We start from the raw sequence: 12,903 nt of genomic DNA, 5'->3' as shown, positions 1-12,903 counted from the left end.
CCTCAAAAAATTAGCGAACTGGTCATGGGATTCCGGTGGGAATCCTTATTTTTCACATCACTTTATACGACTACATAAGACAAACCCTCATTTCAACGTTGAAATGAGGGTTTGTCTACGATCTGAACACTGATCTGAAAGGATCAGTGTTTTTTCATGTAAATAACCCGCTTCCGAACTTACGCCGGAAGCGGGTTATTTGTATGATTTATGCCTATTTTTCTATCTTCAATCTTCCATCGTCGAAAGATCGCCTGCTTCGAGATTAAGTTCCCATGCTTTTAAGACACGACGCATGATTTTACCGCTCCGCGTTTTCGGAAGCTTATCGCGGAAATCGATTTCCCGCGGCGCAGCATGTGCTGCAAGACCTTCTTTGACAAACGTTTGAATTTCTTGTTTCAGTTCTTCCGTCGGTTCATACCCATCGCGTAAAGAGATGAAGGCTTTGATGATTTCACCACGAACCGGATCCGGTTTCCCGATGACCCCTGCTTCCGCTACAGCTGGATGCTCGACAAGGCGGCTTTCGACTTCAAAAGGACCCACACGTTCTCCAGCTGTCATGATGACGTCATCAACGCGTCCTTGGAACCAGAAGTATCCTTCATCATCCATGTAAGCCGAATCTCCTGAAACGTACCATCCTTTAAAGAAGTAAGACTCGTATTTTTGCGGATTGTTCCAAATTTGACGCATCATCGACGGCCATGGTGTTTTAAGCGCTAAATTCCCCATCCGGAAAGGTGGCAGCTCATTGCCTTGATCATCAACGATGGCTGCTTTGGTGCCAGGGATCGGTTTCCCCATCGATCCCGGTTTGATGTCCATCGATTTATAGTTACAAATCATCATCGCCCCTGTCTCCGTCATCCACCATGTATCGTGAATCCGTTGATCAAAAGCTTCTTTTCCCCAACGGATGACTTCCGGGTTCAAAGGTTCCCCAACAGACAGGACATGACGCAAACTCGACAAATCATGCGTGTTTGCCACTTCCGCCCCGGCCCCCATCAACATCCGGAATGCGGTCGGCGCACTGTACCAGACCGTCACTTTATACTTTTCGATGACGCTGTACCAGAAGTCGGGATTAAAGCGACCGCCAACGACGACATTCGTTGCACCGTTTAAGAATGGAGCAAAGATGCCGTAACTCGTTCCCGTCACCCAACCCGGATCGGCTGTACACCAGTAGACATCCTGTTCCTGCAAATCGAGGACCCAACGTCCCGTCATCATGTGTTGAATCATCGCATTTTGAACGTGAAGGACTCCTTTAGGTTTTCCGGTCGAACCAGATGTATAGTGTAGGATCAGTCCATCTTCTCGGTCCAGCCAGACTGGCTCAAACGACTCTGAGGCTTGTTCAAAAGCAATCCGGAAATCAGAAATTTTCTCATCTGTTTCGACCCCTTCATCCACAAGGAAAATCTGTTCGAGTGAAGTCAACTCCTCTACCGGCACACGAGGTAACAAAGCTTTTGTCGTAATCAGCATCTTCGCTTCGGAATCAAGCAGCCGGTCCCGGACAGCCTGCTCCATGAAGGCTTCAAACAACGGACCAACGATTGCCCCGACTTTGAGTGCACCAAGTAACGCAAAATACAGTTCTGGTGAACGTGGCATGAAGATGAAAATTCGATCTCCTGCTTGGATTCCCGCATCTGTCAGGACGTTTGCCGCCTTGTTCGTCAACCGTTTCATATCCGCATAAGTGAAGCTTTGTTCAGTCGTCCCGTCAAAGTAGATTAATGCTTTTTTATCAGCTCGTTCACCTTCAGCATGACGATCAATTGCTTCGTGGGCCATATTGATTTTCCCCGTCGTTGCCCAAGAAAAATATTGTTCCGCTTCTTGCCAATCGTATGAATCTGACCCGTCATATTCAGATAACCAATGCTTCCCCGGAAGCGCTTTCAAAACTTTCATGTCTCGTTCCTCCCCTTCTCTGTTCTCTCTTACATTATAAGCTAGTTATCGTGTAGTTCAATCCATTTGCCGCCAATTTGTTAAAAAATCCCTCTCTTTCACCACCTGCTTTCGACTATAATAAACAAGAAGGTGGTGACGCTTACATGTTTGAAAAACAATTCAATCATCGTACTCATGAAACATCGCTTGGTCCGGTCGAAATCGAGGGACCGGTTACCAGTCAGATTCTGTCTACGTACACGTTAGATCCAGGATTAACGGCTTTCAGACAACCACTCGAACAACATCAGGCCCTTGTCGAAATCGCCGCCTTGGAAGAGGGACGCATCATTATCGCACGACAAGGAACGGACATCATCGGTTATGTCACGTTCCTTTACCCAGATCCCTATGAAACATGGAGTGAAGGCAACAACCCGTATATTCTAGAGCTCGGTGCCATCGAAGTAGCCGCTCGTTTTCGCGGCCAGCAAATCGGCAAGAAACTGCTTGAAGTTTCGATGCTCGATCCGGCAATGGAGCACTACTTGATTTTAACGACTGAATATTATTGGCATTGGGACTTAAAGGGGAGTGGTCTCTCCGTTTGGGATTACCGCAAAATCATGGAAAAAATGATGAATCATGGCGGACTTGTTTTTTTCCCGACAGACGATCCGGAAATTGCTTCCCACCCCGCCAATTGTTTGATGGCACGAATCGGTACACACGTGGCGCCGGAAGTCGTGGCGCATTTTGATGCGTTACGCCTCCGCCGACGCTTCATGTACGATTAAGGAGGGATCGCATGTTAATCGAACAAATCATGAAAACACATTGCATCACGATTCAACCCACCAATTCGATCGCCCATGCGGCTGAGCTGATGCGCCGTCACCAGATTCGTCATCTGCCGGTCACAAATGCCCGCCATGAACTGCTTGGTCTGATCGGACTGACTGAACTTCAAAGCGCCAGCAGCATCTTTCATCCGGATACCTTTTTAACGGATCAGCAAAATCCGGTTTCCAGCATCATGCAACGCAACCCGATGACTGCACATCCGCTTGATTTCATCGAAGATGCCGCCGTTTTATTTTACGAATACCGGTTATCTTGCCTGCCGATTGTACGTGGTCGCCGGCTGGTCGGACTGATTACAGAAACGGACTTGCTGCGGACGTTCGTCCAATTGACCGGGGCTTTGGAGCCGAGTTCGCAAATCGAAATCCGGGTCGAGAACACTGCCGGTACACTCGCAAAGATTGCTGGTCTGCTCGCTAAGACCAACGTCAACATCCTAAATGTTCTCGTCTATCCTACAAAAGATCCTTACGTCCGCATCGTTGCCTTTCGTGTCCAGACAATGAATCCGATTCGTATCATTGAAAAATTACGAAAGGAAGGATTTGATGTACTTGGTCCGGATGTCAGTCGATGAAGGACTTTGCCTATGTGTACAGTCAAGAAGAAGCACACTATCGTTTTTCGGACACCCATCCTTTCAATCCCATCCGGTTGGAGTTGACGGTCTCTCTGCTTGAAGCAATGGGCGTGCTTGATACGGTAGACTGTCGTGCTCCTCGACCGGCGACGGACGAGGAACTGTTACTGATTCATGACCCGGACTACATACAGGCGGTAAAACTCGCAGGACACGGCGAGCTTTCCCCAATGAAAGCCCAGATGTATGGTCTCGGGACGGAGGATACACCTTTATTTACGAATATGCATGAAAGTGCGGCGCTGCTCGTCGGCGGAACCATCGAAGCATGTGACCTTGTCTTATCGGGCCAATATCGCCGGACATTTCATATCGGGGGCGGGTTGCACCACGGCTTCCGGGGACGGGCTTCCGGATTCTGCATTTATAATGATACGGCGGTCGCTATGGCGGCGATGATTCAAAAATATAACTGTCGGATTTTATATGTCGATACGGATGCGCATCATGGCGATGGCGTGCAATGGGCGTTTTATAACCGGGCGGATGCCATGACCCTATCCCTTCACGAGACCGGCCGTTATCTGTTTCCGGGGACAGGGATGGTCACGGAGCGTGGTGCCGAAGAAGGTTATGGATTCAGCTGGAATATTCCATTTGATGCATTTACGGAAGACGGTTCATTCCTGGATGCCTACCGGACGGTGTTATTTGAAGCCTGTGAATTGTTTAAACCGGATTTAATCATTACACAAAACGGTGCAGACGCCCATGCCCTCGATCCGTTGACCCACCTGTCTTTGACGATGGAGAGTTATGAACAGATTCCTCAAATCGCCGTCGAGGCGGCGAACCGTTACACAGATGGCCGAATCGTCGCTTTAGGTGGCGGTGGGTATGACTGGTATCGTGTCGTGCCCCGTGCCTGGAGCCAAGTCTTTGCTGCTTTGACGAATCGTCCACCTTTTAAAGGCGATCTTCCCGCTTCGTGGGTCACACGCTGGCAGACCGAAAGTCCGGACGTACCGAAAACCTGGCGGGATCGCTTTCCGCTCTATCCGACGATTCCAAGGCGTCCTGAAATCGAGGAGAAGAACTGGGAGACGGTCAAACGGCTGCTTTGGCCGTTTGTGGACGACACCAAAAAAGAACACTTGTCGGCACACTCCCCCTACTCCAAATAAGGAAAAACGTCTTGTTCTTTTCACAATTAGTTCGTTGGGACTTCACAAGTTCTTGGTATACTGAATAAGGTCTCATTACTTTACTTAGTAAACGAACAATTGGGGGAACAAAAGATGAAGAAAACAACGATTGGTTTAACGGGGGTATTTTTAGCAAGTGGTTTGTTACTCGTCGGATGCGGCAGTGAGAAACAAGCGATGGATCACGACACGATGCAAGGGTCTGGAAAACCAGCTGTTGACGTCAAGGTCGAGGTTCCGGCAAAAACAATGGAGAATCAAAAAGTCGTCTTCCAAGCGACCGCACTTGAGAACAAAAAAGCAGTGAACGTCGAAGACGTGACGTTTGAAGTCTGGAAAGCAGATGAAAAAGAAGCTGCACATAAAAAAATCAAAGCAACTTTAAAGAAAACCGGTACCTATCAAGCGGAAGCGAAGCTTGCGGAAGGTGAATATGAAGGACTTTATCATATCAATGATAAAAAAGGACTTCATCACATGGACAAGATTTCTTTTGTCGTCATGAATCACTCACATGAAAAAAAAACAGCAAAGCCGGCACATGAGCATGAGCACGCGGCTGCAGATGGCTTAACCGTCCACTACATGGGTGCAAAAAAGACAATGGTCGGAGCAAAACTTCCGATTGCCTTTCATGTCTTTCTCGATGGCAAACCTCTACAGGCCGATGTTCAAATCGAAGTCATTGAACCAGGCGTCGAGAAACATACGTACATTCCTTTGACGAAACAAGCGGATCAATACGTGGGTGAGGTATCCCTTACTCATCCCGGTACTGCAACAGTTCGTCTTCATGTCGAAAATGACCAATTGCATCATCATCAGGATCAACTCGTTACCGTTAAGAAATAATCATACAAAATCCCCTTCGCTTTTCCGTTAACACTTTGGAAAAGCAAAGGGGATTTGTTGTTTTCACGAAGAACGAGTCGAGTCGCGTTCCTCAATCCGGTGCGGTAACGTGACATCATTTGTTTCGATTTCTTCTTTATTCAAAATTTTTGTCAACAAACGCATCGAAACCGCTCCGATATCATACATCGGCTGGACGACAGTCGTCAGTTTCGGACGAATCATCGTTGCGAGACGCGTGTTGTCATGCCCGATGACTTCGAAATCTTGCGGCACCTGATGACCTGCATCCTGTAACGCATGAATGACACCTAGTGCCATCTCGTCGGTTCCGGCAAAGATTGCACGGGGGCAATCCGCTCCTAATTCAAGCAATTGATTCATCGCTTTCATTCCTGAATCATACGTATAGTTTCCGAGAACGACGTTTTGCTCATCAAACGGCAAGTTCGCCTCTTCTAACGCACTGCGGTATCCTGCAAATTTCTTTTCTCCGTTAATCTGCTGTTCGAGTGGTCCCGTGATGAAACCAATTCGTTTGTGACCGTGGTCAATCAATGACTTGACGGCATCGTGCGCAGCACTTTCATAGTCGATGTTGACCGCTGGAAGGTCATAGTCTTGATTTAACGTTGCAGCGAGTACAATCGGAACCGGAGACGTTTTGAATTCACGTACAAGATCCTCGTGCAGACGTCCGCCCATGAAGATGATACCGTCCACTTGTTTTCCGAGTAAGGTATTCAATAAATGAATTTCTTTTTCAGGATTTTGATCCGAGTTACATAAGATGATGTTGTATTTATACATCGTCGCGACATCTTCAATCCCGCGTGCTAAATCCGCAAAGAAGATGTTTGAGATATCCGGTACGATGACACCCACCGTCGTTGTTTTTTTACTGGCAAGTCCTCGTGCAACGGCATTCGGACGGTATCCGAGCTGATCGATCGCATCCTGGACTTTTTTGCGAGTCGACGGTTTGACATTGGGATTACCATTCACCACACGTGAGACGGTTGCCATCGACACGGCGGCTTCCCGTGCGACATCATAAATCGTTATATTACTGTTCAAAACAAATTCCTCCTTATTTTAGGCGATCATTTCGATTTCGTTTTCATTTTTATTTTCATTTTTAGGCAACACGAAAGGAAGACAGGAAAAGATATGTTTCTTTTCCCGTTCTTCCCTCATTGTAAAACGTTTTCATTCGCTATAGGTTACCCTTTTTAGAAAATCATTGAACGTTTAGTGCCGGAAAAGTGGAAGTCAGATTCTCGATGAACGAATCAAACTCATTAAAATCTAGTTGTTGGTTCGCATCTGAGAGCGCAAGCGCAGGGAATGGATGGACTTCTACCATGACGGCATCTGCACCGATTGCGTATGCCGCTTTCGCTGTCGGCAGGAGCAAGTCTTTACGACCCGTCGAATGCGTTACATCGACCATGACAGGCAAATGTGTTTCTTGCTTCAAAATCGGAACAGCTGAGATATCCAATGTGTTTCGTGTCGCACGTTCGTATGTCCGAATCCCGCGTTCACACAAGATGACCTGCTCATTCCCGCTTGCCATGATGTACTCTGCTGCGTACATGAATTCTTCGAGCGTCGCTGACAAACCACGTTTCAACAGAACCGGTTTGTCCGTTCGGCCGACTTCTTTCAAAAGATCGAAGTTTTGCATATTGCGGGCACCGACTTGAATGATGTCCACGTATGGTAAAGCCGACTCAACTGCACTCGGCGTCATGATTTCTGTGATGACATGAAGACCATGGGCATCAGCTGCCTTTTTCAGCATCTTCAATCCTTCTAGACCGAGACCCTGGAAATCGTATGGTGATGTCCGTGGTTTGTAAGCTCCACCCCGCATGAAGCGTACACCATGCTTCGCGAGTTGCTCGGCCACTTCAAAGACCTGCTCCTCACTTTCGACGGCACAAGGACCAGCAATTAACTGTTGCGAGCCGTCACCGATGACGTCATCTCCGATCCGGATGATGGTATTCGTCGGCTTTTGTTTACGCGACACAAGCAACTTGCGCGTCCGGTCTTCTCCTTGCAGTTCCAAAGAGGCTTTGAAAATTTCTTTAAATACGTGCTGTAGGCGTCCTGTTTCAAATGGACCATGATTACTTGCTGCAATCGATTCAAGCATCTGGCGTTCACGAACCGGATCATACCGATCGATTCCTTGCGCCCGTTTTACTTTACCGATTTCAACCGCTATCTCGCCCCGTTTATTGATTAATCCAAGTAATTCTGCATTTACCAGGTCGAGTTCATCACGTAAGCGTTTTAATTCTGCATGTTGATCCATTCTTCTACCACTCCCTAATCAGCATATAGCTCGTAATAGCAACTAATTATAGCGAACTCTTGTGAAATTGTACATAAATAAAACGTACTCACTATTTAAAGTCAGTGAGTACGCTCGGATTACTTATTTTTTAGGTTGTTTTTCATGACTTAATTTTGACTGGGGATCATTGTCCTCGTCTTCTGTATCTTCTTCGTTCTCTTCGCCTTCGAGATCTTCCCGTAATTCAGATAACTCGGCAACGGTTTCCGTATCGAGTTGTTCAGCCACTGAAGCACCGTCTACCTCATCTCCGATTTCACGTTCGATATCGCGGACAAGTTGTTCTGCTTCAGCGAGTGCTGCATCGATGCTCGATTGATCTTTTTCGAATCCAGCATATTCCGCTGCTTCTTGGACCGTTGGATTTTTCTTTGCTTTTTCAATGACAGGAGCTGCTTTGTCTTTTGCTAATTGAATCCACTCACCTACGAGCGGTTCTGCTTTTTCACGAACGACTTGTGTTTGTTCATTCAGACGTTGACGTGCCGGCGCTGTGCGCTCGTCGAGCATACCGCGCATTTCACGACCTGATTTTGGACTCGACAGCAATGCTGCCGCCGCCCCAAGCAATCCTCCTACGATAATCCCGGCGAGGAATCCGCCACCTTTTGAAGTATCTTGTGTCTGGTATGGGTGTTGTTTTGTCATTGCGTACGATCTCCCTTCAACTCATCTGGAATACTTTCGACATCTGGTACAGAAACGACTTCCGGCGTCACTGGTGTTTCTGATTTTTTACGGAAACGGCGGCGTGGTTTCTTTTCAACTGTTGTGGTAGCAGTCGTTGAAGAAGAGACATCTTGACCCGGTTCTGGTTTGTTTTTCTTGAAGAGTTCAACCGCAACTGAACCCCAGCGGACTGCTTGCGCAATCTGCTCTTTATTCGTATCGGCAGCACCTGCGACTGTATCCGAAACCGTTCGGACAGAATCCGTCACTTTATTGAGTGATGTGCCTAACTCTTCGATCGAGTTGGCGACTGGTGCAAGCAATTCTGTTTTTTCTTCAATCGTATCGACAAGACGATTCGTTTTATGTAACAACGCTGTCGTCTCCATCATGATGCCGTCTAATTGACGTTCTAATCCTGCCGTCGTATCGGCTACGTTATTGAGTGTCTTGCTTGCTGCGCTCAAGACGCGGGCAAGAAAGATGACAAGTACTACGAAAGCAATCGCAGCTACTAATCCGGCGATGCCGCCTAATGTGATTTCCATGATTCGTGCCTCCATTTTCTTTTGCTAGTGTCTTGTTGATAGTTCGACGTTGACACAGTCGTTCCTGCTACTCCAAATGGTTTATTTCCGTTACAATGATAAATGAAACCTACATACATCATTTGAGGAGGAACTTTTTTATGCGTGATCCACGTCTTACCCAACTTGCAGCGAATTTAATAAATTATTCGGTTGCACTTGCTCCTGGTGAAAAAGTATTAATCGAAAATTTTGGAATCGAACGTGAACTCGTCGAAGCATTGGTCGATGCGGCCTATGAAGCAGGCGGTCTTCCGTTCGTTTTATTGAAAGACAACCGCATTTTACGAAAGTTGTATCGTAATGCTTCGGAAGATCAACTTCAATTGATGGCGGATGTGGAACAAAAACAAATGCAGGCAATGGATGCCTATATCGGTTTACGTGCCGGGAACAACATCAACGAATTGTCTGATGTGCCGTCTGACAAGATGAAACTGTACGGCCAGACGTTAGGCAAAATGCATACGGAAGATCGTGTCAAAGGTACGAAATGGGTCGTTCTGCGTTTCCCGACCGCTTCGATGGCGCAACTGGCCAATCAATCGACGGAAGCCTTCGAAGATTTCTATTTCGACGTTTGTACATTGGATTATGCCAAAATGGGCGAAGCGATGACACCGCTTGTTGATTTGATGAATCGGACAGACCGCGTCCGCCTCGTTGGTCCTGGAACAGATTTATCGTTCTCCATCAAGGACATTCCGGCAATCAAATGTGCCGGTAATGCCAACATCCCAGACGGTGAAGTCTTTACTGCTCCGGTCAAGGATTCCATCAATGGAACGATTGCATACAACACACCATCACCGTATCAAGGATTCACGTTCGAAAATGTCACGTTGACATTCAAAGACGGAAAGATCGTCGAAGCGACGGCAAATGATACGGAACGCATCAATCAAGTGTTTGACACAGATGCCGGTGCCCGCTATGTGGGTGAGTTTGCGATTGGTGTCAACCCGTTCATCCAACATCCGATGAAGGATATCTTGTTCGATGAGAAGATTGACGGCAGCTTCCATTTCACACCGGGTCAAGCCTATGCAGAAGCCTATAACGGGAATGATTCTTCTGTCCATTGGGACCTGGTTAACATCCAACGCCCCGATTATGGCGGCGGCGAAATCTGGTTCGATGATGTCTTGATTCGTAAAGATGGCCGGTTCGTTCTTCCTGAACTCGACGTGTTGAATCCAGAAAATCTTAAATAAGGACAAACGGACGGCTCATTCCTGTTTCAGGATGTAGCCATCCGTTTTTTTTCGGGCTTATTTTTTTAGCGTTGCCCGCAACATCCAAATTTGTTTTTCGATTTCTTTGGCTTGTGCCAATAAATCGTCCTCTACCGTCACATCTTGTGTTTCTAGATGCTCGATGGCATCCAGCATTTCCTTACGGATTTGTTGGAAGTCACTGATGACCGATTCGACCATCTCATCCGCCGACAAACCTGATTTTGCTTCTTCAAGCGTCGTTTGTTCCAGGTATTCCTTTAATGTGGCAGAAGGTGCTCCGTTGTTCATGAGCAGACGTTCAGCGACGACGTCATACTGTTCGGACACCCATGTGTACAGTTCTTCCAGTTTGACGTGCAACGTTAAGAAATCTGGTCCTTTGATATACCAGTGATAATTATGAAGTTTGACGAATAGGACACCATAGTTTGCTACCTGTTGATTTAAAGCAGTTTTAGCATGATTACTAATCATTTTCGATTTCTCCTCTCACAAAACTGTGTATTGTTCTATATCATCTTTATCCTTAAATAACAAAGGTTAAACATGATTTCAGAGGAGATTCATTGAACGGCTTTTGACTTTTTTTACTTCAACCACGTCGAATCAAGGACGCTTTAATCCTTTTAACATGTAACCGCCTTTAAAATCAACGGAATCAAACGCCACTAAAAAGGCTTTTGGTTCGTATTCTTCCACCAGATTCCGCAAGACCTTCATCCGTGTCCGTGCAGCGAGCACATCCAGTCGGTAACGGATTCCATCACGTCCTTGCCCCTGATAATGCGTCACACCAAATCCATTATCGCGGATGACTTGGATCAATTCAGCCGGAAATTCCTGTGTGTGGACTTGAATCATATTGTAACCAATGGCAAGTTTCCGCTCAATAAATCCTCCGATCAAGATTCCGAAGCCGAAGCCGAGTGCATAAACGATCATCCCAAGCGTCGTCAAATCCTGGAAGACGACCCCCAGTGCAAAGATATAAATCAACGTCTCAACTGTTCCTAGCGCCCCTGCAATGACGGTTCTTCCTTTGACGAGCATGATCGTCCGCAACGTCAAGACAGGCACGTAAATCAGTTGTAATAATAAAATGAGTAAAATCTGTCCCATGACCTCTTTCCTTTCTAAATAACATACACCCACTATTCCAAAAATCAATTCAAGATGCAATGAAAAATTAACCACTTTTTAATCAATAATCGCTCCGGTTTTTTGTGGTTCACGAAACCGACAAAAAAAGACGCTGACAGAAATTCGTCAGCGTCTATCTCTTCTTGTTTTTATTCACTTTGTACCTTCGTACTGCTTCTGATACGTTTGAATATCCCCTGCTCCCATGAAGAGCAATACGGCATTCTCATGTTTACTTAAAATCGATACGTTGTCCCGTGTCAGAATATCCGACCCCGGCACTTTTTCTTGTAAATCTTCTACACGAACTTGCCCTTCTTGTTCGCGAGCTGATCCAAAGATTTCGCACAAATAACTGGCATCTGCTTCACGCAGTGATGTCGCAAAATCATCCATGAATGATTTTAAGCGTGTATACGTATGCGGTTGGAAAATCGCGATGACTTCCCGGTCCGGATACTTCTTACGTGCGGATTCGATGGTTGCGCTGATTTCTTTCGGGTGATGGGCATAATCATCCACCAAGATCTGTGATCCGAAATTCGATTCACTGAAACGACGTTTGACTCCACCAAACGAAGCAAGACGCTCTGCAACATCTTCTTTGCTTAATCCTTCGTACTGACAGATTGCAATGACAGACAACGCATTTAACACATGGTGTTGTCCAAATCCAGGAATCAAGAACGTGCCGTAGAAATCATCCCGTAGATAAACATCAAACGATGTACCATCCGGAGTTGATGTTGCATTTTCTGCCCGGAAATCGTTGTTTTCTCCAAAACCATAATACAAGACAGGCACATTGGCCTGAATGTTTTGAAGGTGCTCATCATCACCGCAAGCGACGATCGCTTGTTTGACTTGCATCGCCATCTCTTGGAAGGCCGATACGACATCGTCAATGCCCGTGAAGTAATCCGAATGATCGAAATCGATGTTCGTCATGATCGCATAATCTGGTTTGTAGTATAAGAAATGTCGTTTGTATTCACACGCTTCAAAGACAAACGCCTTTGCGTCCTCAACACCAGCACCGGTTCCGTCACCGATCAAGAATGCCGTCGGTGTGATGCCACTTAAGACGTGTGACAACAAGCCTGTCGTCGATGTCTTGCCGTGTGAGCCCGTGATGGCAACCGAACGATATTCATTTGCCAAATACCCTAAGAAATCATAGTAGTGATAAATTGTTAAATCCAGTTCCTTTGCCCGAGCAATTTCTGGATGATCATCCCCAAAAGCATTCCCTTGGATGATGACTTGATCGTCTTTAATGTTGTCCGCATTAAACGGGAAAAATGGAATCCCTTTTGCCCGTAAAGCGTCTTCTGTAAAAATATGCTTTTCAATATCAGAACCTTGTACTTGATGATTCATTTCATGCAGTACTTGGGCAAGTGCACTCATGCCAGTCCCTTTAATCCCAACAAAATGATAATTTGTCATATATGAGCCCTCCAATTCACGTTCCGGTCCGTACCAT

At 46.3% G+C, this 12,903-nt stretch carries 13 protein-coding genes; 5 read left to right on the top strand and 8 right to left on the bottom strand.

Annotated features, from left to right (window positions below):
• Positions 1-228: 228 nt before the first annotated feature.
• Positions 229-1,932: an acetate--CoA ligase gene (gene acsA / locus KNP87_RS14200; protein WP_214722089.1), complete on the bottom strand. Its 1,704-nt coding sequence runs from the start codon at positions 1,930-1,932 to the stop codon at positions 229-231.
• Between the two features lie 146 nt (positions 1,933-2,078).
• On the opposite strand from acsA, the gene KNP87_RS14195 reads away from it, so the two are divergent.
• The 4 genes from KNP87_RS14195 to KNP87_RS14180 all read left to right on the top strand — a co-directional run bounded on the left by KNP87_RS14195 (position 2,079) and on the right by KNP87_RS14180 (position 5,415).
• Positions 2,079-2,711: a GNAT family N-acetyltransferase gene (locus KNP87_RS14195; RefSeq protein ID WP_026832313.1), complete on the top strand. Its 633-nt coding sequence runs from the start codon at positions 2,079-2,081 to the stop codon at positions 2,709-2,711.
• A gap of 11 nt (positions 2,712-2,722) precedes the next feature.
• Positions 2,723-3,355 carry an acetoin utilization AcuB family protein gene (locus tag KNP87_RS14190; protein WP_214722088.1) on the top strand — a complete coding sequence of 211 codons (633 nt, stop codon included), beginning with the start codon at positions 2,723-2,725 and terminating at the stop codon, positions 3,353-3,355.
• Positions 3,352-4,542, top strand: coding sequence for an acetoin utilization protein AcuC (locus KNP87_RS14185; RefSeq protein WP_214722087.1), 1,191 nt, complete (start codon positions 3,352-3,354; stop codon positions 4,540-4,542). The genes KNP87_RS14190 and KNP87_RS14185 overlap by 4 nt, the downstream gene beginning before the upstream one ends.
• 114 nt (positions 4,543-4,656) lie before the next feature.
• Complete coding sequence (locus KNP87_RS14180) at positions 4,657-5,415, top strand: FixH family protein (RefSeq protein ID WP_214722086.1); 759 nt, start codon at positions 4,657-4,659, stop codon at positions 5,413-5,415.
• Positions 5,416-5,478: 63 nt separating this feature from the next.
• Here KNP87_RS14180 and ccpA read toward each other — a convergent pair whose 3' ends face one another.
• The 4 genes from ccpA to KNP87_RS14160 all read right to left on the bottom strand — a co-directional run bounded on the left by ccpA (position 5,479) and on the right by KNP87_RS14160 (position 9,000).
• Positions 5,479-6,492 carry a catabolite control protein A gene (gene ccpA, locus KNP87_RS14175; protein WP_026832309.1) on the bottom strand — a complete coding sequence of 338 codons (1,014 nt, stop codon included), beginning with the start codon at positions 6,490-6,492 and terminating at the stop codon, positions 5,479-5,481.
• 163 nt (positions 6,493-6,655) lie between these two features.
• Positions 6,656-7,741, bottom strand: a complete 1,086-nt coding sequence (locus KNP87_RS14170) for a bifunctional 3-deoxy-7-phosphoheptulonate synthase/chorismate mutase (protein WP_026832308.1) — start codon at positions 7,739-7,741, stop codon at positions 6,656-6,658.
• Positions 7,742-7,864: 123 nt separating this feature from the next.
• Complete coding sequence (locus KNP87_RS14165; RefSeq protein WP_214722085.1) at positions 7,865-8,431, bottom strand: YtxH domain-containing protein; 567 nt, start codon at positions 8,429-8,431, stop codon at positions 7,865-7,867.
• The gene (locus KNP87_RS14160; protein WP_026832306.1) at positions 8,428-9,000 is read right to left on the bottom strand and encodes a DUF948 domain-containing protein; all 573 of its coding nucleotides are present in this window, start codon (positions 8,998-9,000) and stop codon (positions 8,428-8,430) included. The genes KNP87_RS14165 and KNP87_RS14160 overlap by 4 nt, the downstream gene beginning before the upstream one ends.
• 140 nt (positions 9,001-9,140) lie before the next feature.
• Here KNP87_RS14160 and KNP87_RS14155 point away from each other — a divergent pair, with 140 nt between their 5' ends.
• Entirely contained in the window at positions 9,141-10,253 is a 1,113-nt protein-coding gene (locus tag KNP87_RS14155; protein ID WP_214722084.1) for an aminopeptidase, read from the top strand.
• A gap of 57 nt (positions 10,254-10,310) precedes the next feature.
• Here the strand turns inward: KNP87_RS14155 and KNP87_RS14150 are convergent, their stop codons facing one another.
• The 3 genes from KNP87_RS14150 to murC all read right to left on the bottom strand — a co-directional run bounded on the left by KNP87_RS14150 (position 10,311) and on the right by murC (position 12,866).
• Entirely contained in the window at positions 10,311-10,751 is a 441-nt protein-coding gene (locus KNP87_RS14150; RefSeq protein ID WP_026832304.1) for a Dps family protein, read from the bottom strand.
• Positions 10,752-10,883: 132 nt separating this feature from the next.
• Entirely contained in the window at positions 10,884-11,396 is a 513-nt protein-coding gene (locus KNP87_RS14145; protein ID WP_214722083.1) for a DUF2179 domain-containing protein, read from the bottom strand.
• Positions 11,397-11,570: 174 nt separating this feature from the next.
• Positions 11,571-12,866, bottom strand: coding sequence for a UDP-N-acetylmuramate--L-alanine ligase (murC, locus tag KNP87_RS14140; RefSeq protein ID WP_214722082.1), 1,296 nt, complete (start codon positions 12,864-12,866; stop codon positions 11,571-11,573).
• Positions 12,867-12,903 lie beyond the last annotated feature (37 nt).

Source organism: Exiguobacterium sp. s192 (assembly GCF_018618795.1).
GTDB classification, from domain to species: Bacteria; Bacillota; Bacilli; order Exiguobacteriales; family Exiguobacteriaceae; genus Exiguobacterium_A; species Exiguobacterium_A undae.
The sequence above is the reverse complement of the archived record's forward strand: the minus strand, read 5'-3'. Positions and strand labels throughout refer to the sequence as shown.

What these genes read in the sequence shown, in the direction of transcription:
- acsA (WP_214722089.1), bottom strand. Translation starts at nt 1,932, where the DNA reads ATGAAAGTTTTGAAAGCGCTTCCGGGGAAGCATTGGTTATCTGAATAT.
- KNP87_RS14195 (WP_026832313.1), top strand. Translation starts at nt 2,079, where the DNA reads ATGTTTGAAAAACAATTCAATCATCGTACTCATGAAACATCGCTTGGT.
- KNP87_RS14190 (WP_214722088.1), top strand. Translation starts at nt 2,723, where the DNA reads ATGTTAATCGAACAAATCATGAAAACACATTGCATCACGATTCAACCC.
- KNP87_RS14185 (WP_214722087.1), top strand. Translation starts at nt 3,352, where the DNA reads ATGAAGGACTTTGCCTATGTGTACAGTCAAGAAGAAGCACACTATCGT.
- KNP87_RS14180 (WP_214722086.1), top strand. Translation starts at nt 4,657, where the DNA reads ATGAAGAAAACAACGATTGGTTTAACGGGGGTATTTTTAGCAAGTGGT.
- KNP87_RS14170 (WP_026832308.1), bottom strand. Translation starts at nt 7,741, where the DNA reads ATGGATCAACATGCAGAATTAAAACGCTTACGTGATGAACTCGACCTG.
- KNP87_RS14165 (WP_214722085.1), bottom strand. Translation starts at nt 8,431, where the DNA reads ATGACAAAACAACACCCATACCAGACACAAGATACTTCAAAAGGTGGC.
- KNP87_RS14160 (WP_026832306.1), bottom strand. Translation starts at nt 9,000, where the DNA reads ATGGAAATCACATTAGGCGGCATCGCCGGATTAGTAGCTGCGATTGCT.
- KNP87_RS14155 (WP_214722084.1), top strand. Translation starts at nt 9,141, where the DNA reads ATGCGTGATCCACGTCTTACCCAACTTGCAGCGAATTTAATAAATTAT.
- KNP87_RS14150 (WP_026832304.1), bottom strand. Translation starts at nt 10,751, where the DNA reads ATGATTAGTAATCATGCTAAAACTGCTTTAAATCAACAGGTAGCAAAC.
- KNP87_RS14145 (WP_214722083.1), bottom strand. Translation starts at nt 11,396, where the DNA reads ATGGGACAGATTTTACTCATTTTATTATTACAACTGATTTACGTGCCT.
- murC (WP_214722082.1), bottom strand. Translation starts at nt 12,866, where the DNA reads ATGACAAATTATCATTTTGTTGGGATTAAAGGGACTGGCATGAGTGCA.